Source organism: Pseudomonas sp. Bc-h (genome assembly GCF_002080045.1).
In the GTDB taxonomy this organism is placed as follows: domain Bacteria; phylum Pseudomonadota; class Gammaproteobacteria; order Pseudomonadales; family Pseudomonadaceae; genus Aquipseudomonas.
On sequence record NZ_MUIN01000011.1, the window covers coordinates 271125 to 293800 of the forward strand.

At 60.7% G+C, this 22676-nt stretch carries 24 protein-coding genes; 9 read left to right on the forward strand and 15 right to left on the reverse strand.

Annotated features, from left to right (window positions below):
* Positions 1-87: 87 nt before the first annotated feature.
* The 3 genes from BWR59_RS21580 to BWR59_RS21590 all read right to left on the reverse strand — a co-directional run bounded on the left by BWR59_RS21580 (position 88) and on the right by BWR59_RS21590 (position 3778).
* The gene (locus BWR59_RS21580) at positions 88-858 is read right to left on the reverse strand and encodes a helix-turn-helix transcriptional regulator (RefSeq protein WP_081567660.1); all 771 of its coding nucleotides are present in this window, start codon (positions 856-858) and stop codon (positions 88-90) included.
* A gap of 89 nt (positions 859-947) precedes the next feature.
* Positions 948-1433, reverse strand: a complete 486-nt coding sequence (locus BWR59_RS21585) for a GNAT family N-acetyltransferase (protein WP_081567661.1) — start codon at positions 1431-1433, stop codon at positions 948-950.
* A 173-nt stretch (positions 1434-1606) separates the two neighbouring features.
* The gene (locus BWR59_RS21590; RefSeq protein ID WP_081567662.1) at positions 1607-3778 is read right to left on the reverse strand and encodes a TonB-dependent siderophore receptor; all 2172 of its coding nucleotides are present in this window, start codon (positions 3776-3778) and stop codon (positions 1607-1609) included.
* A gap of 165 nt (positions 3779-3943) precedes the next feature.
* On the opposite strand from BWR59_RS21590, the gene BWR59_RS21595 reads away from it, so the two are divergent.
* Positions 3944-4582, forward strand: coding sequence for a LysE family translocator (locus tag BWR59_RS21595; RefSeq protein WP_081567663.1), 639 nt, complete (start codon positions 3944-3946; stop codon positions 4580-4582).
* A 197-nt stretch (positions 4583-4779) separates the two neighbouring features.
* Here the strand turns inward: BWR59_RS21595 and BWR59_RS21600 are convergent, their stop codons facing one another.
* A complete protein-coding gene (locus BWR59_RS21600; RefSeq protein WP_081567664.1) occupies positions 4780-5682 on the reverse strand; it encodes a LysR substrate-binding domain-containing protein in 903 nt (300 codons plus the stop codon).
* Positions 5683-5797: 115 nt separating this feature from the next.
* Between BWR59_RS21600 and BWR59_RS21605 the strand changes: the two genes are divergently transcribed.
* Positions 5798-6229 (forward strand): PACE efflux transporter, encoded by a 432-nt coding sequence (locus tag BWR59_RS21605; protein WP_081567665.1) that lies wholly within the window; start codon positions 5798-5800, stop codon positions 6227-6229.
* 50 nt (positions 6230-6279) lie between these two features.
* Here BWR59_RS21605 and BWR59_RS21610 read toward each other — a convergent pair whose 3' ends face one another.
* Both BWR59_RS21610 and BWR59_RS21615 read right to left on the reverse strand, forming a co-directional pair.
* Positions 6280-7440, reverse strand: coding sequence for a PQQ-dependent sugar dehydrogenase (locus BWR59_RS21610; protein ID WP_081567666.1), 1161 nt, complete (start codon positions 7438-7440; stop codon positions 6280-6282).
* 50 nt (positions 7441-7490) lie between these two features.
* A complete protein-coding gene (locus BWR59_RS21615; protein WP_081567667.1) occupies positions 7491-7832 on the reverse strand; it encodes a hypothetical protein in 342 nt (113 codons plus the stop codon).
* Positions 7833-8077: 245 nt separating this feature from the next.
* Here BWR59_RS21615 and BWR59_RS21620 point away from each other — a divergent pair, with 245 nt between their 5' ends.
* From BWR59_RS21620 to BWR59_RS33105, 5 genes are all read left to right on the forward strand, one after another.
* Positions 8078-9169, forward strand: a complete 1092-nt coding sequence (locus BWR59_RS21620) for a DNA alkylation repair protein (RefSeq protein WP_081567668.1) — start codon at positions 8078-8080, stop codon at positions 9167-9169.
* Positions 9170-9363: 194 nt separating this feature from the next.
* Positions 9364-10200, forward strand: a complete 837-nt coding sequence (locus BWR59_RS21625) for an AraC family transcriptional regulator (protein WP_081567669.1) — start codon at positions 9364-9366, stop codon at positions 10198-10200.
* Positions 10201-10254: 54 nt separating this feature from the next.
* Positions 10255-10857, forward strand: coding sequence for a LysE family translocator (locus tag BWR59_RS21630; protein ID WP_081567670.1), 603 nt, complete (start codon positions 10255-10257; stop codon positions 10855-10857).
* A gap of 146 nt (positions 10858-11003) precedes the next feature.
* Positions 11004-12005 (forward strand): diaminopimelate epimerase, encoded by a 1002-nt coding sequence (locus tag BWR59_RS21635; protein ID WP_081567671.1) that lies wholly within the window; start codon positions 11004-11006, stop codon positions 12003-12005.
* Between the two features lie 471 nt (positions 12006-12476).
* On the forward strand, positions 12477-13796 hold the full coding sequence (locus BWR59_RS33105) for a PAS domain-containing methyl-accepting chemotaxis protein (RefSeq protein WP_081567672.1): 1320 nt from the start codon (positions 12477-12479) through the stop codon (positions 13794-13796).
* Between the two features lie 170 nt (positions 13797-13966).
* On the opposite strand, the gene BWR59_RS21645 is transcribed toward BWR59_RS33105, so the two are convergent.
* From BWR59_RS21645 to BWR59_RS21675, 7 genes are all read right to left on the reverse strand, one after another.
* Complete coding sequence (locus BWR59_RS21645) at positions 13967-14404, reverse strand: nucleoside deaminase (protein WP_081567673.1); 438 nt, start codon at positions 14402-14404, stop codon at positions 13967-13969.
* A gap of 59 nt (positions 14405-14463) precedes the next feature.
* The gene (locus BWR59_RS21650; RefSeq protein ID WP_081567674.1) at positions 14464-14973 is read right to left on the reverse strand and encodes a hypothetical protein; all 510 of its coding nucleotides are present in this window, start codon (positions 14971-14973) and stop codon (positions 14464-14466) included.
* Positions 14974-15079: 106 nt separating this feature from the next.
* On the reverse strand, positions 15080-15628 hold the full coding sequence (locus tag BWR59_RS21655) for a GNAT family N-acetyltransferase (RefSeq protein ID WP_081567675.1): 549 nt from the start codon (positions 15626-15628) through the stop codon (positions 15080-15082).
* Between the two features lie 168 nt (positions 15629-15796).
* Complete coding sequence (locus tag BWR59_RS21660) at positions 15797-16810, reverse strand: ABC transporter substrate-binding protein (protein WP_081567676.1); 1014 nt, start codon at positions 16808-16810, stop codon at positions 15797-15799.
* A 60-nt stretch (positions 16811-16870) separates the two neighbouring features.
* On the reverse strand, positions 16871-17380 hold the full coding sequence (locus BWR59_RS21665; RefSeq protein ID WP_081567677.1) for a sigma-70 family RNA polymerase sigma factor: 510 nt from the start codon (positions 17378-17380) through the stop codon (positions 16871-16873).
* Positions 17381-17565: 185 nt separating this feature from the next.
* Positions 17566-18345, reverse strand: coding sequence for a PhnD/SsuA/transferrin family substrate-binding protein (locus BWR59_RS21670; protein ID WP_081567678.1), 780 nt, complete (start codon positions 18343-18345; stop codon positions 17566-17568).
* 15 nt (positions 18346-18360) lie between these two features.
* Entirely contained in the window at positions 18361-19302 is a 942-nt protein-coding gene (locus BWR59_RS21675; protein ID WP_081567679.1) for a fatty acid desaturase, read from the reverse strand.
* 117 nt (positions 19303-19419) lie between these two features.
* Here BWR59_RS21675 and BWR59_RS21680 point away from each other — a divergent pair, with 117 nt between their 5' ends.
* Complete coding sequence (locus BWR59_RS21680; protein ID WP_081567680.1) at positions 19420-19827, forward strand: GNAT family N-acetyltransferase; 408 nt, start codon at positions 19420-19422, stop codon at positions 19825-19827.
* 209 nt (positions 19828-20036) lie between these two features.
* Positions 20037-20867, forward strand: coding sequence for a class I SAM-dependent methyltransferase (locus BWR59_RS21685; protein ID WP_081567681.1), 831 nt, complete (start codon positions 20037-20039; stop codon positions 20865-20867).
* Between the two features lie 50 nt (positions 20868-20917).
* Here BWR59_RS21685 and def read toward each other — a convergent pair whose 3' ends face one another.
* Both def and BWR59_RS21695 read right to left on the reverse strand, forming a co-directional pair.
* A complete protein-coding gene (gene def, locus BWR59_RS21690; protein WP_081567682.1) occupies positions 20918-21457 on the reverse strand; it encodes a peptide deformylase in 540 nt (179 codons plus the stop codon).
* 60 nt (positions 21458-21517) lie between these two features.
* Positions 21518-22567, reverse strand: a complete 1050-nt coding sequence (locus BWR59_RS21695; RefSeq protein WP_081567683.1) for a YihY/virulence factor BrkB family protein — start codon at positions 22565-22567, stop codon at positions 21518-21520.
* Positions 22568-22676: the final 109 nt, after the last annotated feature.

Sequence of the window (22676 nt, forward strand, 5' to 3'; positions counted from 1 at the left end):
TAAACGGCAGTTAGGTGCGACAAAGGCGCGCAGGATAACAAAGCTTGCGCTCAAAGGCGGCTGGCAGACAACCGGACTTGCGTCACATCACAGGGCATACACGCCGGGAGTCATGCCGAACTGTGCGCTGAACGCACTGATGAAGGTGCTCACGCTGTCGTAACCCAGGCGCTGCGCCACGCGGTTGACGTTGTCGCCCTGAGCCAGCAATTCCAGCGCGCGCTTCATTCGCGCAACGATGCGCCATTGCACCAGCGACATGCCGGTTTCGGCGCGAAAGTGTCGGGTCAGCCCCCGCCGCGACATGCCCACGCGCCGGGCCCAGTCGTCCAGGCTGGTCTTGTTGGCGGGATCGGCGACGATGGTCAGGGTCATGCCCACCAGATGCGGGCTGCTGGGCATTGGCAGAAACAACGGATTGGCAGGTGAAATCTTCAGATCGTCGAACAGCACCTCCAGTTGGCGATGCTGCGGGGGTGTGAGTTCGGCCGAGCCGCCGTCCCAGGCCCCAATACGATCAAGCAACGCACTGGACAGCGCCGTCATGTCGAACACCGTGGGGTGAGTGGGAAACAGCGGGCACAGGTCCGGGCGCAGATAGATCATCCAGCCCTTGGCCGCTTCATGGACTCGCGCTGCATGGGCAACGCCCGGAGGTATCCAGCCAATGTGTCGTGCCGGTACCACCCAACTGCCGCTGTCCAGCTCGGCTGTGATCACGCCCTGCTTCACCGCCCACAACTGGCCTTCGCGGTAACGGTGCAACATGTCTTCAGTGCCTGGTTGCAGCGGCTCTGCATTGACCAGCAGCGGTCGTCCATCCTGGATGCGGCGTTGCAACGGGTACTGTGCTGGCATGGCCCGATTTCCCTGTTGAGTGGCATGCCGACGGTAGCAAGCCAGCGCTGGCGATACCAGTCATGCCAGGTATATGAGCAGAGAAAGGGTCAATGCACTGAATCGGCAGGTGTGTCGCGCTCCATGTACAGGCTGCGCAGGCTAATGCCACTGGGGTGCGCGTAGGCGTCGTCACGCACCGCGACAAATCCCATGGCGCGGTAGAAATCGGCGGCGTTGAGCGACGAGTAGAGATAGAGGCGACTGAAATGCTCTTCGGCAGCCATCGCTTCCAGACCCTTCATCAGGAGCTTGCCGATGCCCTTTCCAGCATGCAAAGGCTCGACGAACAGCGCAATCACCTCGCCGGTCTGGCGGTCCAGAATGGCGTAGCCGAGCAACTGGCCGTCTTCTTCCGCGACCAGCGCGCAGTCGGTGGCGAGCAACCGCAAATAGGATTCCGGGGGTGGCGCCTCGCTCCAGATCTCGATCTGCTCGGGCGAATAGTGACTGGAGCACAGCTTGCGCACGGCACGGGTGCGCAGCGACCACAGCAGCGGAATGTCAGGAATGTTTCCCGGTTTCAGTTCAATCATCTGCCGCTCCGGCCCCTTGAAAATCGCACGGACGTTCCTGTCGGTGCACAGCTATTCGCTCAGGGTGACAGGATGCACCAAAACACCGCCAACCTGTAGCCGCACGGCTTGCCGGCGGTAGTGCCTTGAAGATCGCCCCGCCGGCAAGCGGGACTGCTACAGGTCGCGAAGGTCTAGAAACTCACCGTCGCCGACAAACGCGCGGTGCGCGGGGCGCCGAGGAACAGGTAGTCGTCGCCCAGGTACTCGCCGACATCACGCCAGTAACGTTTGTCGAACAGGTTGTCGACAGTCAGGCGAAACACCGTGTCATACCCTTCCAGCCTGGTGCTGTAGCGACTGCCCGCGTTGAACACCGCGTAATCGTCGACTTTCACCGAGCCTTCGCGGTTCGCGTATTTGCTGGAGCTGTACTGCATGCCGCCCAGCAGCGCCAGCCCCGGGATCGGCAGGCTGTAATCCGCCGACAGACTGCCTCGGTATTTGGGTACGTTGATCGCCTGATGGTCTTCATAGGCTGCGGTGCCGCTGTCTTCGACCCGAGCGCGAATCGCCGCGACGCTGGCCGCGATCTGCAATTGCGAAGTCAGCCAGCCATTGGCGCTCAACTCAAGCCCGGTGTTCTTCTGTTGGCCCTGCTGCACGAAGGTCAGGCTGCCGTCGTCATTCGGCCTGGAATACTGATACGCCTGGCGCGTCTGGAACACCGCCGCGGTAAAGCTCATCCGACGCCAGTCGTATTTGACGCCGGCTTCCAGCTGACGAGAAATCGTCGGCGCGAGGATTTCACCGATGTTGGTGTCGAACACCGATGCGGTGCCACCCAGCGACAGGCCCTTGCTGTAACTGGTGTAGAGCGAAACGTTGTCCAGCGGCTTGTAGATCAACGCCGCCTGCGGCAGGAAAATCGCGCGCTGGGTGTGGCGGTTGTCGCTACCGTCTTCGTTGTAGGCCTTTTCATCAAGGCGCACCTGACGGCCGCCGATGACCGTCTGCCACTGATCGTTGAAGCTGATGCGATCAGTGGCGAACAGCCCGTACTGGCGGCTGTCCAGACGTCGCTCTGTATGGCCGACCGGCACGTCGGACGGCGCGAAGGTTTCAGGCGTTTGGTGAACGTTGCCGGAGCCCACGAACTGGCTGTAATAGGGCCGGGTGTCGACAGTGCGACGGAACGCGCTGGTGCCGAAGGTCAGCTCGTGTTTCAACCAGCCGGTGTTGAACAGACCGGTCATTGCCGCTTCGACTTCGTCGTTGCGGCGCGTGTCGTCGGGGCTGCGGAAGTCGTAGATGTCGTAGCCGCCATCAGGCGTGAAGTGGCCGGTCACCGGGGTGCTCGGGCAATCGCTCTGGTAATAGCAGCCGTAGGCGAAGGCGCTGTAATCGTCGATCACCACACGGCTGCGCGAGGCGCTGAGGCTGGCTTTCCAGTCGTCGTTGAGGCGGTATTCATAGCGGCCGTTCATGTTCAGCGAGTCGATACCCACCGGATTCGACCCACTCTGATAACCCAGCAACTTGCGCGGCGAGGCGTCGTGGGGCAGTTCGGTGCCGCCGAGCAATTGATAGCCCGGCACCGAGCGCTGTTCCCTGGTCTGGTATTCGACGTCCAGTTGCAGCGTCGATTGCTCGTTGATGTTCCAGTCGAATGCCAGCGATGCGAAGTCGCGCTTGCCGTCGGCGTGCTCGACGTAGGAGCGAATGTCTTCGTGGGCAACATTGGCGCGCAGGCCGAACTGCTTCTCGCTGCCGAACCAGCCGCCGACGTCGGTGGCGAGGTAGCGCTCGCCGTGTTCGTTGGTCGAAACGGTCACCGAACGCACATCCTCAGGGCGTTTGGTCTTGTAATTGACCACGCCCGCCGGCTCCGTCACGCCGCTCTGCAGACCGGACAGCCCCTTGAGCAGTTCGACCTGCTCCTTGTTCTCAAGCCCCACGTTCTGTTCGCCAGTGATGCTACGACCGTTGATGCGGTAGCTGTTGGCGGCGTTGAGCGAGAAGCCGCGCACCACGAAGTTTTCGTAGTAGCCCACCGGCGCGTAGCTGTCGCCCACCGACGCGTCGTTGCGCAGCACTTCGCTGAGCAACCTGGCCTGCTGATTCTTGAGCATTTCTTCGCTGAAAACCGAAATCGACGAAGGCGTATCGAGCAACGGCGCTTCGTTGAAACCACCGACCGAGGCGCTGCCGGCCTGGTAGCTCGACACTTGCTCACCGGACACCTTCACCGCATCGAGGGTCAGCGGCTCGGCTTCCTGAGCGGCCAGCCAGGGCGATGCGAAAGCAATGCTCAGCGGCAACAGGCGTCGCGAAAAGCCTGCGGCGGGTCGCAGTCGAGTGATCATTGAGGGTGAAGCTCCAGGCGGGATATTTTTGTCGGCGCATCTTTTACGTTCTGCGTCGGATTTTTACAACCTCGACACATCCTCTTTAAACGTATGAAACATCTCGAAAATAAGTCGTCCGCTCATCTACACTCGGGCGTCTACCCCCTTTCAGGAAGTCTTTCGATGACGCCCTCGCTGCTCCTGGCTGTGCTCGCCTCAGGCTTTATCTATGCCATTTCGCCCGGTCCCGGGGTGCTGGCGGTGTTCGGCATCGGCGCATCCAGAGGCCGTCGCGCCGGGGCGGCGTTTCTCTGCGGGCATCTGCTGGGGGATGTGATCTGGTGCAGCACGGCGCTGGCGGCGATCATCGGCGCCAAGGTGATCGGCACCACCGCGTTCGATGTACTGGGCATCATCAGCGGGCTGTTTCTGTTCTGGCTCGGCTGGCGAGCGATCCGTGCCAAACGCAGCAGTGGCGACCAACCCGAGACGCCACGGCGGCACCCGTTCTGGCACGGCATCATGTTCGGTCTGACCAACCCCAAGGCTTACCCCGTGGCTGTCGCCACGTTCACGGCATTGCTCTCCAGCCGGGCCGACCTGCTGAACTGGTCGATGCTGCCGCTGTTGATTCTGGTCAGCACGCTGGGCGGGATCGTGGCCTACGGTATCATCGTCGGCGTGGTCGGCGCGCGTCATGTGCGCACGCTGTACCAACGCCACGAACTGACCATCACACGCCTGTGCGGGGTGATGTTCATCGGCTTCGCGATCAATGCGCTGATGCATGCGGTCCCGGGGTTGTTGCCGCGCAGGCCTTGAGGATCAGCATCGACTCGTAAAGGCTGACGATGCTATTCAATTGCCTCACACGGTCCTTGTGGGAGGGAGCTTGCTCGCGAAGACGGCCGTTCTGTGAACGCGTTGGCGACTGACATGCCGCTTTCGCGAGCAAGCTCCCTCCCACTGAATTTTTGGCGCATGTGAAATGGCGTGCAGCGCTGTCCCTGTGGAAATGATTACTCCCATTGGAGTGGTGTCGCAGCCGCTTCTTCGGCGAGCCACGCAAGGAAGGCTTTCACCGGTTCCTGCCGTTCGCGTCCCGGCACGCAGACCGCCACATAGCGTGGGCCGGGCAGGCTGATTTGCGGTCGGTAGGCGACCAGCTCTCCGCGCTTCAAGCTGTCCGCCACCAGCACATTGCTCGCCAACACCAACCCGTGGCCGGCCACCGCGGCACTCAAGGCGTAGTGTTCGTCGTCGAACTCACGCAGTCGCGCGGTTTCCAGCCAGCCGTCGCAACCAGCTGCCGCACACCAGCTTTTCCAGTTGATGGAAAACCCACCCGGGATCTGCCAGCGCAAGTCGATCAGCTCGACCCGCGTCGGGTCCAGCGACTCCACCAGATCTGGCGCGGCGTAGACCCCAAAGCGCTCGTCCATCAGCTCTTGGCGAAACAGGTTCGGGTCGTCATGGCTGACAGTGCGAATCGCCAGATCGACGCTGGAATCTCGCAGCAGGTCCACCAGTTCGTTGCGCGTGTCGACGCGAATGTTGAATTGCGGCCAGGCCCGATAAAAGCCGCCCAGCCGAGGAATCAACCAGGAGACCGCCAGCCCCGGCGTGGTCGAAAGGGTCAGGGTCTGCGAGGCGGTTTCCGGGCAGAAGCTTTCCAGGCTGCGACTGATGTCGAGCAGCGCGCGATGGGCCTGGCGATAGAGTTGCTCACCCTCCTCCGTCAGCGCTACGCCCTGACCGGAACGGCCGAACAGCAAGGCGCCAAGCCAGGCTTCGAGGGTTTTCACCTGATGCGAGACCGCCGCTGGCGTCACCGACAATTCCTCAGCGGCGGCCTTGAAACTGCCCAGCCGCGCCGCCGCCTCGAAAGTGCGTAGCGCGTTGAGCGGAAGATTGGAGAACACGGGCAGCTCCCTGCATGAAATGAATTGAAGCGGGGTCAATTTATCTCATTTTTCGTGCGCTGAAGGGGTCGGTAGCGTGATCGGCAGTCGTCCCTTCACGCTTTCGGAGAACACCATGCAAGGTCCCACACGCAAACTGATTCAGGCGATCCTGTACGAGGCCATCGCCATCGCCGTGCTGTCGCCCACGATCTCGCTGATCTACGACGACGGTCTGGCACACGCAGGCGCCCTGTCATTGATGCTCTCGGCCAGCGCGCTGATCTGGAACGTGCTCTACAACTACGGTTTCGAATACTGGGAGGCGCGGCAAGCCCAACGCACGCGCACGTTCGGGCGCCGATTGCTGCACTCGTTCGGCTTTGAAGGCGGGCTGGTTCTGCTTCTGGTGCCGTTGGTGGCCTGGTGGCTGAACATTTCCTGGTGGGCCGCGCTGGTCACCGATCTCGGGCTGTTCGTGTTTTTCTTCTTCTACGCGCTGGTGTTTCAGTGGGCATTTGATCGAGTGTTCGATGTGCCGGTGTCGGCGCAGGGGTGCGAGGGGTGATCCCTCGCGCGCCTGCAAACAGAGCGCCGACTCGTGCATCTCGGCCCGCGTTACTGCGCCAACCCGACTTTCAACAATTTGCCGTCATCCTCATCCGTCAACACATACAGATAACCGTCCGGGCCCTGCCGCACATCGCGGATGCGCGATTTCAGCTCACCCAACAGGCGCTCCTCATGCACCACTTTGTCGTCCTTGAGTTCAAGGCGAATCAACACTTGCGCCGACAGCGCGCCGATAAAGATGTTGTGGTCCCACTGCTTGAACGTGTCGGAATCGTAGAACGCCATGCCGCTGATGGCCGGGGATTTTTCCCAGACATGAAACGGATTCTTCACGCCCTCGACGATCTTGCCCCTGGACTCGGAAATCGGCTGGCCGGTGTAGTCGATGCCGAAGGTGGAAATCGGCCAGCCGTAGTTGGCGCCACGCTCGATGATGTTGATTTCATCGCCGCCCATGGGCCCGTGTTCGTTGGTCCACAACGTACCGGTCCATGGATTGAGCGCCGCGCCCTGCTGATTGCGATGGCCGTAGGTCCAGATCTCGGGGCGCACATTCTTCTGACCGACGAAAGGGTTGTCCTTGGGTACCGTGCCGTCGGGGTACAGGCGCACGATCTTGCCTTGCAGTTTGTCGAGGTCCTGCGAGGTCGGCCGATTGTTGTTCTCGCCCAGGGCGATGAACAGATAACCGTCCCGGTCGAAAACGATGCGCGAGCCGAAATGGTTGCCCACGGACAGCTTCGGCTGCTGCTGGAAGATCCGCGAAAAGTTTTCCAGCTTTGTCATGTCTTCCGAAAGTCGCCCGCGACCCGCTGCGGTTCCGCCGGTCTTGCCGTCGCTACTGGCCTCGGCGTAAGTCAGGTAGACCATGCGGTCCTTGGCGAAATCCGGTGAGAGTTCGACATCGAGCAGACCGCCCTGCCCTTGCACCCAGACCTTGGGCACGCCGGAGATCGGCGCCGACAGTTTGCCTTCAGGTGTCACCCACCGCAGGCTGCCGGTACGCTCGGTCACCAGCATGCCCTTTTTGTCCGGCAGAAACGCCACCGCCCAAGGATGCTGCAAACCGCCCACGACTTCGTCCACCGTCAACGTGCCCTCTTCGCTTTGATAGGTTGCCGCAGATGCCTGTAGAGACAGGCCGAGCAACACGGATGTACAGACACCGGCGATCAAGGTCTTGCGGAAGGTGGTATTACGCAACATGGGCGATTCCTTATGAATGAGAAATGGACGCTGACTGTCGTGATGCCGGTTCAGTTGCTGCGCCGGTCGTTGCCGCTGGAAGGTCGGGGCGAGGTTTGCCGGGTGGGATAGCCGTTGCCGATGCCGCCGTTTTCCAGGGTTGGCGGACGTTGTTGCGTCGGCCCCAGATTAGGCCCGCGCATCGTCGGCGAAATGGATTCGGTGCCTTGGCGGCTGTTGGGATTGGCGCGGCGTATGGCGCCGTTATCGGGGGTGTTGTTGCTGCGGTTGGGATAGCTCGCCGAGGCCAGCAGCTGTGGGGAATGACTGGCACTCTCGCCCGCCTGAGCCACACCCACGGTCAGCAGGCTGCCCAGGGAGACGATTGCGAAATGACGCAGAAAACGGTTCATCTTTTACCTCACGTGGGAGGGGTGTCGAATGAGTCACGGTTCCGGTGTTTGATGACGATCCGGCGCGTAGGTTCGCGCTGTGAGGGTGGATGAGCAACGTGTAGGACGATTCACTTTGTAACAAGGATAGTCGAGCGGCATGTCGTGGACGGTTCAGAACAGGTCTTTGCAGAGACCGATAGTTACCTGCCGCGTTTGCGAATTATGTGTAACCTCTGCTGCCTTCTCCGCCTCAGGGAAACCCCATGTCCGACGCCCCCGCACTCAAGGAAATCTTCAATCGCGACCGCCTGCGGCATATCGCCGGTGAGACGTTGGCGGTGTACCCGGACTTCGATAGCAAAGCGTTTCTGGCGCGGGCCTCGAAGGAGCTGGACGGGCTATCGGTGATGCAGCGCTTGAATCGGGTCAGTCAGAGCCTGCATGCGGGCCTCCCGGAAGACTATCGCGCAGCCCTCGACATTCTGTATGAACTGGCGCCGCGTCTGAACAGCGCCTTCGTCAGCATGATCCTCCCCGAATATGTCGCGCTGTATGGCCAACACGATTTCGACCGATCCATGCAGGCGCTGAAATTTTTCACCGCTTTTGGCTCTTCTGAATTCGCGGTGCGGCATTTCCTGCGTCGGGACTTTCCCCGAGCGATCGAGGTGATGCACAGCTGGTCGCTGGATGAAAATCCCCATGTGCGCCGTCTTGCCAGTGAAGGCTGCCGACCGCGCCTGCCGTGGTCGTTTCGGCTGGAAAACCTGATGGCCGATCCGGCGCCGGTGCTGGACATCCTCGACAACCTCAAGGCCGATGACAGCCTGTACGTGCGCAAGTCGGTGGCCAATCACCTGAACGACATCACCAAGGACAACCCCGACTGGGTGCTGGATCAGCTCGAAGGCTGGTCGCTGGAAACCCCTCACAGTGCCTGGATCGCGCGCCATGCCCTGCGCTCGCTGATCAAGAAAGGCGATGTGCGCGCCCTGACCTTGATGGGCGCAGGCAAAAAAGCGCAGGTCGACCTGCAGAACCTCAAGATCACACCTGACGCCATCAGCCTGGGTGATCGCATCAACCTGTCTTTCACCCTGAAATCGACGTCCGTTGAGTCCCAGCGATTGATCGTCGATTACGCCATTCATTACGTGAAGAAATCCGGCGGCACATCAGCCAAGGTCTTCAAGCTCAAGACCCTGGAACTGGCGCCCGGACAATCGGTGAACGTCAGCCGCGAGCAGCAGGTGCGCAACTTCACCACCCGCCTGCATTACGCCGGTCGTCATGAGCTGGATGTGCTGGTCAATGGCGAGTGCCTTGGCCGCAGCGGTTTCGATTTGAGCGAATGAGCGCGCGCTGTTGGTCAGGTGCTGCACAAATCTTCCAGACCAGCCATTAAGCTGCGCAGTAACCTGACGACGCAAATAACGTCTGTGCAGCAGCACGGCTTGCCGGGGTGACACTCTCGAAAATCGCTGCCGTAGGCAAGCCATACGGGTGTTCTCCTCGATAACGGTGGTAGCTGATCAAAGAAGGAAGCCTCATGCCCGAACGCAACTGGATCGATCTCAAGCAGGACGCAACGTCCGGCATCGAGACGATGCGCGCGCATTTCGAGGGGCATGCGTACGACCCGCACTGGCACGACAGTTATCTGGTGGGCATCACCGAGCAAGGCGTGCAGCAGTTCAACTGCCGCCGTCAGCAATACAACAGCACGCCGGGCAAGGTATTCCTGCTTGAGCCCGGCGACATTCACGATGGTCACGCCCCGGAAGCTGGCGGCTTTACCTATCGCACGTTGTACCTGGACCCGCACTGGCTGGATCGCGAGCTGCGAGCGCAATTCGAAGAAGCCCCTGACAACGCGCAACTGAGCTTCGCTGAAACCCTGGCAGATGACGGCCGTCTGGCCGTGGCCACCGCCAACGCATTCGAAGCCATGCACAGCGGCGAGCTGCGCATCGTGCGCCAGACCGCCCTGGATCACCTGCTGTCGAACCTGACCAGCCATTTGCGCTGGCGCACCCTGATCAGTCCAGATCCGCGTTTGCCGCTGGTGGCGCAACGGGCGCGGGACTATCTGCACAGCCACATGCACCAGGACATCGGGCTCGACGACCTGGCGCAGGCTGTCGGGATCGATCGCTTTCGCTTGAGCCGTGCGTTCAAGGCCGCCTTCGGACTGGCGCCCCACGCCTACCTCATTCAATTGCGCCTGACCCGCGCCCGCCGCCTGCTGGCCCGTGGCGAGTTACCGGTGGACGTTGCGGCGACGTTGGGCTTTGCCGATCAGAGCCATCTGGGGCGCTGGTTCCAGCGCGCGTACCGCATGACGCCTGCCGACTACCGCCGGCGCTGCTCAAATCTTCCAGACTGAGACCCGCCCGGCTCGCGATCATCGCTGCATGATCAATTGCTGCCGAGTTGCCCCATGCAAACCTTCCTGCCGTTTCTGCTGTTCGCTTTCGTCGCGTCAATCACCCCCGGACCGACCAACATTCTGGTGATGACCAACAGCTCGCGTCACGGCCTGCTGCGCACGCTCCCGATCATGCTGGGCGGCTGCGCTGGAGCGGCATTGCTGGTGCTGATTGTCGGCACCGGTCTGGGCGAGGTGCTGGGACGTCACGCTCAGGTACAAACCGTCATGTCGTGGATCGGGATTGCCTGGCTGACCTGGCTGGCGTGGCAGATTTTCAGCGCTCCGGCCGAGGCCGTTGACCCTTCCCAAACGGCAGGCGGTCCGCGTCTGGGCTTATGGAGCGCCGCCAGCCTGCAACTGGTGAATCCAAAAACCTGGCTGATGGCGCTGGCCGTAGTCAGCGTGTTCGCCGGCACTGATGCCGACCGCATGCTGCGGGTGATGTGGTTGTCGCTGATGTTTTTTCTGGTGGCCGTGCCGTGCATGGGGGCGTGGGCGTATCTGGGCGTCAGCGCCGCGAAGTTCTGTCGCTCACCCCAGAGCATGAAGCGCTTCAATCAGGCGATGGCGTTGTTGCTGCTGGGATCGGCGTGGTTGACGTTGGTGGTTTGATCGAGCAGCGCAGACATTCTTGTAGTAGTCCGGCGTGCCGGCGGTGACGTATGAGAGATCGCTACCGCCGGCACGCCGGATTACTACGGGAACGCATCCTGAGCATGATCTAATATGCGCTTTCCGATGCCGACTCCGGACCTGCCATGGCCCCTTTCTACGATGCACGCGGCAACATCTACGCCGTGATCTCCCCTGAAGCGCTGCGCAAGCTGGGAGTGGATGTGCCTGAAACTGCCGCCCAATCAGCGCGCATGCGCCGGAACTGGACAGCTCAAGCGGTCGCTGCAATCTGTGACTGGCCACCAGGCCAACGCCCTGCGGCCAGCAAGGCCCATCGCTCGGACGGTCTGTTGGTCGGGCCGTTTCAAGACGCAGCGCCATTCGATGTGCTGATCGTCAACACCGACGGCACCCTGGCCGAACGCAGCGGCAACGGCCTGACCATCTTCGCCCATTCATTGACCGATGCAGCGCGGCCATTGAGTGCCAAAGGTTTCACCCTGCGGGTTCATCACGACAATCAGGACTCCGCCAGCCCGGTGCCTACCGAAGCTGTACCGGCGATGGTCGACGGTGTTTCGGGTTTCTGGCTGGGCATCGGCACACCGGGCTTCGGCCCTGAGGCGGTCGGCGCCAAAGGGGCTGGCGTCAGCGATGCCATGCTCGACCAACGGCCGGTGAACCGGGTCGAGCGCCTGGCGAAACTGCACCCGCACTGGCAGACCAGCGTCTTCGTCCGGGTCGGCAACCCCCATTGCGTCACACTGGTGGCAGATACCGAAGCGTTACCCGGCTTCGAGCAACTGCACGAGTCCCCGCTCAACGATGCCTTGACCAGAATTGCCTTCGCGGCTGGCGAGTTCGGCGAAGGCGACCCCTGCCCTGCGGGCGTCAATTTGCAGTGGGCCGCAAAAGTTGCACCAAATCGCATCATGGCGAGGGTTTTCGAGCGCGGCGAAGGGCCTACTGCGTCGTCCGGCACCAGCGCCAGTGCGGTCGCCTCTGCGGCCTGGCTCAGTGGCTGGGTCAAGGCAGGGCTGGTGGAGGTGGTGATGCCGGGCGGCACGGCACCCGTTCGCCTGATTGAAGAAGACGGCCAACTGAAACAGGTCCAGCTGTTCGGCGCCGCGCACCTGCAGAACTGACATTACGGGCCACGGCGCTGTCTTCGTCACAATCCGAACAGGTCGTTCTAGCCGTTTTGCGAACTGAAACGCAGAAGAGTGTGAATTTGCCACTACGGGGGATTGCATCCACGTTGCCCTTGGCTATGCTCTGAAAAACCTCAGCGCCATGCCCGAAGACGGGACGGTGCGCGGGCTGCACCATAGTCACCGACCAGGAAGTCAGGCGCCGGATATGGATTTGTTGACTAACCCGTCAAAAACACGACCACTGATCGCTGCGATCAGTATCAGACGATCGGCATCTCACATTTCTGCTCCCCGCGAACCGCTCTGTCCCGGTCCTTTCAACCCATTTCTCGCTCACTCCCAAGCGACCGATGCCATACCGCCATGACTCAAGCTGGCACCGGTAAGGTCGACTTTTGTAACAGCCCATCAAGGAAGACGGTCACTTCGACCGCGTTTCGCAATCATTGAGGTACATGGCAGATGTTCAACTCCCACCGCAAGGCCGTCGAAGCCGAACTGCAGGTCTCTACCGCTGCCCTGTGCCAGTCGAAGGCCAAGCTCGCGGCGATCGGCCGATCCATGGCGATGATCGAATTCACTCCCGACGGCATCATTCTCGATACCAACGAGAAGTTCTGCCATGCGATGGGCTATCAGCCGGGCGAACTGGTGGGCAAGCATCATCGGATCTTCTGCGAAAAAGCCTTCTGCGACAGCGATGCCTACAGCAAATTGTGGCGTGATCTGGCCCGCGGCGAACCGCTGTGCGGCACGTTCATGCGCCTGGACAAATCCGGCCGGGAAATCTGGCTGGAGGCGAGTTACATGCCGGTGTTCGATAACGACGGCAAGGTGCAGAGCGTGATCAAGGTTGCCTCCGACATCACTGCGCGGGCCTACAAGGATCATGAAAACCAGAGCATGATCGACGCCATCGGGCGCTCCATGGCGATGATCGAATTCTCACCGGACGGGCGCGTCATCACGGCCAATGAAAACTTCCTGAAGACCATGCACTACTCGCTTGCCGAAGTGGTCGGCCAGCATCACAGCCTGTTCTGCACCCGGGAGGAAGTCGAGTCGCCTGCGTACAGGGCGTTCTGGGCCTCGCTCAATCGCGGCGAATATCACGCCCATCGCTTCGAGCGGGTAAACAAGCTCGGGGAAAAGGTCTATCTGGAAGCAACCTACAACCCGCTGTTCGATGCCAAGGGCCGCCTGTACAAGGTCGTTAAATTCGCCAGTGACATTACCCAGCAAGTGACCGTGCAGCGCAGTGCCGCGACCACCGCCCACGACACCTCGGTGCGCACCGATGCCTGCGCGCAGAAGGGTTCGAGCGTGGTGCAGCAGACGGTTTCGGTAATCGAACAGATCTCCAATGACCTCAACGAAGCGGCACGCAGTATCGACGCGGTGAACAAGCAGTCGGAAATCATCGCCACCATCGTTCAGACCATTCGCGGCATTGCTGATCAGACCAACCTGCTGGCCCTTAACGCAGCCATTGAAGCGGCGCGGGCCGGGGAACATGGACGCGGTTTTGCGGTGGTTGCCGATGAGGTGCGAGGCCTGGCGGCGCGTACCAGCAAGGCCACCGTGGAGATCGTCGACGTGGTACGACAGAACAACGAACTGGCGAAAAGCGCGGTGTCGAGTATGCAGTCGAGCCTGAGCCGAACGGGCACCGGCGTGGAGCTGGCCAACGAGGCCGGGGAAGTGATCCTGGAGATCCAGCAAGGGTCCCGGCATGTGGTGGATGCGATCAGTCAGTTCAGCTCGACGTTGCGGCTGGATTGAAGAGTATCCGGCGCCGATGATCCCGTGGGAGGGCGCTTGCACGCGGAAGCGGAGTGTCATTCACAACGATGGTGACTGTGCTGACCTCATCCCGAGCAAGCGCCCTCCCACAGGCAGTGCGTGTGTTCACACACCGCGGGGTAACTGAACCGCCAGCGACTCAGGCAGCGCTACTCCCCGATATCCTCGTTCCACAACTCTGGCTTGTCGGCGATGAACTGCTTCATCAGGCCGACGCAGGTGGCGTTGTGCACCACGTCCACCTGCACGCCGCGAGAACGCAGCAGTTCTTCTTCGCCCATGAAGGTTTCGTTCTCGCCGACGATGATCTTGCGGATGCCGTACAACAGAATGGCGCCACTGCACATCGCGCAGGGTGACAGCGTGGTGTAGAGGGTGGCTTCCCGATAGACCTTGGCAGGCTGACGCCCGGCGTTTTCGAACGCGTCCATCTCGCCATGCTTGATCGCACTGCCTTCCTGAACCCTGCGGTTATGGCCACGGCCGATGATCTTGCCGTCATGAACGATCACCGAACCGATCGGAATACCGCCCTCGGCCAGTCCCTTTTGCGCCTCTTCGATGGCCGCCTGCATGAATGGGTCCATGGTCTCTCCTTCCCCTTTCGATCTAAAAAAGCAGCCCCGAACGAGCGGGGCCTGAAGCGCTAAGGCTTGGCTTTTTTCAGTGCGTTGTCCAGCGCCGTCGACACATAGACCTTGAGCAGTTCACTGGAACGACCCTTCATGTCCATGCCGACATCGCGCTGCCTGGCGCGGAATTTGTTGGCGACTTCGGGCGGCGGATCACCGACATTCAGTGCCGTCAGCTCATCGGCGGTGAACGACGCCGCGTACGCCTCTGCAAGGTTGCGATCCCATTCCTGTTGGTATTGCGGCTGCAGATATTGCAACTCGTCCTGCACGATTTCCTGAGCCTTGGTTCGCCCGACGGCTTCGACGATAGTACTGAAGGTCACCGTGCGCGAAGCCACCTGATACCCCAGCCAGCCAAGGCTTTCCCCCAGATGCCGGTCCTGGACGAACGCCAGCGCGCTGGCGGGCAATGGTGCGGCTTCGGCGGCCACGGCAAAACCTGGGACTTCCAGCACAAGGCCGAACAACAGCCCGGCTGCCACATTCAAAATCGTCAACGCAGTCGATCTGCTATATCCCATGTCCTCTCCCCGGCGACTTTATCTGTGTGATCAACTCATTGACTGCTCGGTGAAGCTAGCACCTGAGCCTAGGTTTGCCAGTCAGCCAGGTTTGCTACAGCGCGTTTCAGTCCCTCGGTGCGGGCCGTGACGACCATTGCTGGGCGTTCATGCGGTAGATCCTGACGCCGTGGCGGTGGTACTGGCTGTGGATGAAGCTGCTGAAACCCAGTTTCTGAATCACCTTGACCGACGCGATGTTGGCGGGCTCGACGATGGCGATCAGCGAGTCGATCTTCAATCTGTCGAAGCCATGGGACAGCGCGCTGCGAGCCGCTTCGGTGCCCAGCCCCTTGCCCCAGAAGCCCGGCGCGAGCCGATAGCCGATCTCGATCTCATCGGCGTCGTCCACGCGCTCAGCATTCAGACCGCAGAACCCGGCCAAGGTTGACGAGGATTTGTCCACCACGGCCCAGGGCCCGAAGCCGCGCTGGCGGTAGGACTGGCAGCACCAGTCGATGAACTCGCCGGTAGCCTGCTCGCTCAGTACGCCACGCACAGAATGGCGCATGACTTGGGCGTCACCCAGGATCCGCGCCAGCGCCGGTGTGTCGTCGGGGGTGAGTTCGCGAAGCATCAGTCGGTCGGTGTGAAGGGAGGGAATGGGCGTGTTCATGATGGCGGGTCTCGCGGGTGGATCGGATACCAACCATGAGCATGGCGCAGGCTGGGGATGCCTGCCAGTCCTGCGCCAATCATCCTGTAGCAGTCCGGCCTGCCTGCGGTAGCGCTCTTATGACCGGAAGCGCCGGCAAGCCGTGCTGCTACAGTCAGTGCACTGTAATCAAAGCCCCGCCGTCACCTTCTTCGCCACGTCCGCAGGCACCCACTGCGTCCAGATTTCCGGGTGATCCTTGAGGAAGCTTTTGGCCACAGCGTCCGGCTCCAGGCGCTTCTCGCTCATCTCACCCAACGTCGTGTTCAACTGATCGATCGGCAGATCGACCTTCTGAAAGAAGCTCACCAGTTCCGGGTATTGCTTGTGGAACGGCTCGGACACGCCGATTGCCAAGTGCGCCGCCAGGGAACTTGTGCCGATCGGATTCGGGTTGCTGGCGTCAGCCAGGGTTTTCCAGGCGGCTTCGTTGAATGGCGGCTCCTCCAGCTTGATCAGCTTGAAACGACCCAGCAGCGGGGTCGGCGACCAGTAATAGAACAGCACCGGTTTGCCCCGACGGATGGACGAGGCGACCTCCGCATCCAGCGCCGCGCCCGAGCCGGTGCGGAAGTTCACGTAGCTGTCGTTGAGTTTGTAGGCCTTGAGCTTTTGCGTGTTGACGATTTCCGAAGTCCAGCCGCTCGGGCTGTTGAGGAAGCGCCCCTTGTCCGGGGATTCGGGGTCTTTGAACACATCTTTATATTTGGGCAGATCGGAGACCGATTTCAGGTCCGGCGCCAGCGGCTTGATGCCTTTTTCCGGGTCGCCCTTGATCACGAATTCCGGCACCCACCAACCTTCGGTTGCGCCTTTGACGATATCGCCCAGGCCGTACACCTTGCCTTCCGCCTCGGCCTTGACCCACGCGGGACTGCGTCCGGCCCACTCTTCGCCGATCACCTGAATGTCGTTTTTTGCCAGCGCTGCCTCAAGGCTTACGGTGCTGCCCGGCAGTTTGTCGGTCGGATAGCCATAGCCCTTTTCAACGATGGTGCGCAGGATTTCAGTGATCAGACTGCCGCTTTCCCAAGTGATGTCACCAAAGTGGATCGGAGCCGGTTTGTCCGCGCTGTGCGCCGGGCCGGTCAGCACAGCCAGTGCCAGCAACGAGCCGCCCAGCAGGTGTTTGATCGATGTCATTGTTGTCTCTCGTGCCTCAAGGATGGAAAACGCTCAGTTGGGTTTAGCACAGCACACGCTTCATTCCAGACAAGCGCGCAGGCAACAGGTTTCAGCTTTCTCCATGTAATCGCTGACAGAGCGCGAGGAGATACCCAGTTGCGCAGCAATTTCGGGGTAAGTCAGGCCGTCGGCGCGGGACAACACGAAGGTGCTCTTGATCTTGGCCGGCAGGCGGTTGAGACGACGGTCGATGTGATCGAGCAGTTGCAGGGTCGCGGCCAGACTTTCGGCTGACGCCACGTGCGGATTGTCTTCCTGCACAAGCCCTGCAAGGTAATCACGCTCCAGATCACGACGGCGCCAGCGTTGGTAAACCAGGCGTTTGGCGATGGTGGTCAGCAGCGCTCGCGGCTCCCGGATTGGCACCACGTTAGGCGACGCCAACAGTTGCAGGAAGGCTTCGGAGGCGATGTCTTCGGCGCAGGCGCGGGAATTCAGATGCTGGCACAACCGCTCACACAGCCATGAATAATGCTGCTGAAACAGATCACTGAGGTATTGGCGATGGGACAGCTCGGCGCCGGACATAAGACTTCCCCTGGCATGGATTTATTGTTCTGTCCGGTGTTCCGGTGGCGCCATGCTAACAAGGGTTTTTATGCATTAATAATATTTAAAAGCGATTTTTATAGACCAAACAGAAATAGCAAATTTTGCAGTACAGCTACCAACGGAGGCATTCGCAAGATCTCCACCGCCGGCAGGCCGTGCTGCTAAAGCTGTGTTATCCCCATGTCCATCGCGGCACGTTCGTATTGCAGCAGCACTTGGTAATCTGCTTCGCTTGCAGGCAATACTTCAGCGATCGCCAAGACCGCCGCGACCTCGGGCAAATCTTTCAACGCCTGATTCATCGCTTCACGAATCGCTTGTGCATCTGCACCAATCCTCGTGACGTAAGGCAGGCAAGGCCCCGACGCGGTGCGCGCAATCACCTTCACCCCCGCAATCTCTTCGCTGCGATCCCTCGCCAGATAGTCGAACGTCACGCTGTCGATGGCCGCCAGGTCTCCCTCCCCCGCCTTGATCGCCACGAGGCTGTTGCGATGGCCTCCGGTCAACGATACCTGCGCAAAAAAATGACCGTCTCGCTGCAACGGCGCCAGCGTGTGGCGGAACAGGTTCATGCCGGAGTTGGAGTCCTGAGCGTTGAGCAGACCGTGGCTGCCGCGGAAATCTTCAAGCCGCTGCCGAGGATCGTCGGCCCGGGCGACGATCAGGCTGCAATGATTGCCGCCAGCCGAATGGGGGAGTTGATAAACCGGTCGCCCCACTACCTGAACTTGCCCACGCAGGATTTTCATCAGCGGATAGCCGCAGGTTTGCGTCAGCAGCAGTTGCGGCGATAGCCACAGCTGTTTGAGGTCGAGCGCTTGCGCATCCAGACGCGTCGCCGAAAGGATTTCCAGCACCCGCGTCAGCCACTGCTCCTGGGCTTCACGCACCCGCTGCGGGGCAACGTACATCAGTAATTCGGCGAAACCCTGAGACATGTTCGAGCACCGGCGCTAGGCAGAAGGATGTTGAGGACTGTCGATGGGGGCGAAGCTGTGACGCCGAAACAGTTCAGCATATCCAGAGACCAGAAAACCACCGCTGCGTGCCAGCCACTCCTCGCGGCGGGCACTGTACACCGCCGGAATCTGGTACCAGGCCAGGCCCGGCAGGTCGTGATGCACCAAGTGCAAGTTCAGGTTCAGAAACAGCCACCGCCACGGCCACGACGCTTCGTTGATCACGGTCCGCTGTTGCGGCTGTTCGCTGGGACGGTGCTCGTAATACGACCGCACCATCGAGATCGCCAAGGCGGGCACCGTGATCAACAGCAGATAATGCAGGCTCGATAGAGCGCTGTAACGTTCGATGAATACGAACATCAGCAGCAGGAAAAAACCGTGGGTCGACCACATGAACCAGGCCTGACGTTCGCCGCGCAGCAGGCGTCGGGATTCATCGACAATCAGACTGCCCAGCGCCAGGGGCACGCCGAACAGCAAACGCCCCGGCGGGGTCTTGTCCAGCCAGCGCAGCAGGCGCATGAAAGCGCCTGTTTCTTCCCAGCTCAGGCGGCTCAAATAGCGGCTCTCAGGGTCCAGATCAGGAATGGTCAGGTCCTCGTCGCGGTGATGCAACAGGTGCGAGTCGCGATACAGGGTGTATGGATACCACACGGCAAACGGCGCGTAGCCCAGCAGCTTGTTCAGCCACAGATGGCGGGTGGGATGGCCGTGCAGCAATTCGTGCTGCAGCGACATCCACAGCACCGTCAGCGGAATCATCAGCGCCGTGGTCGGCCAGACACCCAGCCGCGGACTGAGCAGCAAAAGCGCGGGCCAGGCGCTGTATACCCCGATCAGCAACAGCCACGTCGGCCACTCCGTGCGGCCGGTGAAGCCTGCGCGCAAACGCAGGATGTCGTCGCGTTGAGCGTCGTCGAGATAATGGGGCATCGCTGGGTCCTGCGTCCGGGTGATGACCTGTTGTGACGCGACACCAGAAAATCTTGTAGACCGATTGGTTATGAGGGTAGAACGAAGGCCTGACTACCCGCCGAGCCTCTGCCACTCATGCTGTTCACTCAGTTACCCGAGCTTCAACGCCCCCTGCTGGAGAAGTTCTACCGCGCTCGTCGCTCATCCATGCGCGCCAAGGGTAATGCGCAGATATGGGTCGCCAGGGACCGTGAAATCGTCGCGGCATTGAGCTTGCGAGCCGTACAGGATGGGCAGTGGCTGACCGGGCTGTTCGTCGCCCCCGAGCAACGCGGGCAAGGTATCGCCAGCCGTTTGGTCGAGGCGGCTATCGCGGGGGTCGACCGCCGGGTCTGGCTGTTTTGCGAACCCGGCCTGGCAGGGTTTTATCAGCGACTGGGGTTTGTTGAAACCGAGGTTTTGCCGCGAGAGCTGGTTGATCGACTGACGCGTTATCGACAGACGAAGTCTCTGATTGCGTTTTTGTATTCAGATCGCTGCTGACTTCACCAACGCCATCGCGAGCAAGGCACTTCTACAGGGCACAGCACTCTCCCGTTGGAGTGAGCTTGCTCACAATGGCGGTAGTGCAGACGAATCCGAGTCGGGGCTTAGATCGGTTTAAGCGGTCGACCAAACCAAACGTGCCATCTCCGGCTGAAACTCCCGTGCTAGCCTCGTCCCATCACTTTTTGTCGTTGAACGGGATGCACATGAAACCGACGCTTCTGGCTTTTTCCCTTGCTGCAGTTTTCGGATCGACCCTGGCCTGCGCCGCAACACCCGCCCCTGCTTCCAACGTCAGCCACGAACAGTTCGCCACGGTGCTCAAAGGCGACTGGCGCGTGCCGCAAAACGCTGCCCGCGATCAGTACCGCCATCCCGAGCAGACGTTGCAGTTCTTCGGTCTGCGCACCGACCAGACTGTCATCGAGATCACCCCCGGCAACGGCTGGTACAGCGAACTGCTGGCGCCACTGCTCAAGGACAAAGGGCATTACGTGGCCGCGATCGTCGACCCTTCAGTCAGCGACTACGCGAAGAAATCAGCCGACAACCTCAAGCAGAAATACGCGGCCGACGCGGCCCGTTACGGCAAGGTCGAGGTCGTGGACTATCAGCCCAATGCGCCGGTCTTCGGCAAAGCGGGGTCTGCCGACACCGTGCTGACCTTTCGCAACGTGCACAATTGGGTCGATGCGGGAAATGAAGCCGCAACCTTCAAGGCGTTTTACGACGTGTTGAAACCGGGCGGGACGCTGGGCGTTGTCGATCACCGCGCAAAACCGGGCACTACTGCCAAGGACAATGAAAAGAACGGCTACCTGCCCACCGATTATGTGGTGAAGCTGGCGCAGGCGGCAGGCTTTACTCTGGCGGGAGAAAGCGAAGTGAACGCCAACACCAAGGACACCAAGGACCACCCCGACGGCGTCTGGACCTTGCCGCCCGCGCTGGTCAAAGGCGAGCAGGACAAGGCGAAGTATCTGGCGATAGGTGAATCGGACCGGATGACGTTGCGGTTCATCAAGCCAGAGAAATAGGCGGAGGTCGAAGCCGGTTTCTCAGAGGTCGTCCCGCTGATCAGGTCTCCTCAATCATCCGCATTCGGGTCCATGTCGGGGAACAGCACTTCGGTAAACCCGAAGCGGCTGAAATCGGTAATGCGCGACGGGTACAGGCGGCCGATGAGGTGATCGCATTCATGCTGCACCACCCGCGCATGGAACCCACGAGCCACGCGCTGAACGGGCTTTCCATCCGGGTCGAAGCCTTCGTAGCGTATGTGCTCGTAGCGCTCCACCACACCGCGTAGTCCGGGCACCGACAGGCAACCTTCCCAGCCTTCTTCGAGGGTCTGTTCAAGCGGCGTGATCAGCGGATTCAGCAGAATGGTCTGCGGCACGGCTTCCGCTTCCGGGTAGCGTTCGCTGCGCTCGAAACCGAAGATCACCAGTTGCAGGTCGACGCCGATCTGCGGCGCGGCAAGGCCCACGCCGCCGACGCTGCGCATGGTTTCGAACATGTCGTCAATCAGGGTTTTCAGCTCGCTGGAGCCGAACATGGATTCGGGTACGGGTGGCGCGATACGCAGCAGGCGCTCGTCACCCATTTTCAGAATTTCACGAATCATGGAAGAACCTTTTGAAGGGGCGGATGCGCCGGTCAGACGCGCATCCTGCCACACTATCGATCAGCTTTTATCGGTCTTGAGGGGATGCAGCGTCGGGTCGTAGTCATGATCGTGGCTGTGGTCGCCGTGATCGCTGTGGTGATCGATGAAATCCCGACTGTGATCACGCCCAAGCCCCGAAACGTGTTTCTTCTGGCCCGCAGGCACCTCGGTGCCTGGCTCGGCGTCGACACCCCCGTCACCGGCGACTTTCTCACCCTTGGCCTTGCCCTCTTGCGACATGTGCTCGATCACCGCATTCATCTCTGCTCCGAGCAACAGAACCGACGCGGAGATGTAGAAGTACAGGAGCAACACGATGATGGCGCCGATGCTGCCGTACATGGCGTCGTAGTTGGCATAGGTCTTCACGTACCAGGCAAATCCCAGCGATGCGACGATCCAGACCACGACAGCCAGCACCGAGCCTGGGGTGATGAACCGGAACTCCTGCTCTACGTCGGGCATGACGTAGTACATCATAGCCACCGAAATCATCAGCAGCAGGATGATCGCCGGCCAGCGCAGGATCGTCCAAAGCGTGACGATGAAATCTTCCATGCCGATCTGTGCAGCCAGCCAGCCCATCACCTGCGGGCCTGTGACCATGAGCGCCGCCGCGACCAGCAGCATGCCGGCAAAGCCTATGGTGTACAGCACCGAGAGCGGCAGGCGTTTCCAGACCGGGCGCTCTTCAACCACGTCGTACGCCGCGTTCATCGCACTCATCATCAGGCGCACACCGGCGGATGCACTCCACAGCGCGATGACAATACCGACCGACAGCAGCCCCCCCTTGGACTGCTGCAACTGGTCGATGACCGGATTGACCTGGTCCAGCGCCTGGGGCGGCAGCACCAGTTCCGACTGCAAACGCAGCCAGCTGAAGAAGTCGGGAAGATGAAGGAAACCGATCAGGGCGATCAAGAACAGCAGAAACGGGAACAGCGAGAACAACGTCTGATAAGCCAGCGCCGAGGCGTAAGTCGACATCTCGTCATCGAGAAATTCTTTGACCGTTCTGACCAACACCGTCTTCAAACGTAGTTGGCGCAAATCCGGGAATATCATGGCGTCTCCTTTCGCGACGTAGATGTATGCGAAGCACATTTACCTATACGAGCGGGCAAACGCTTTGAAATTCCATGTGCCCGCCATTACGGGCCGGCTTTTTACAGTG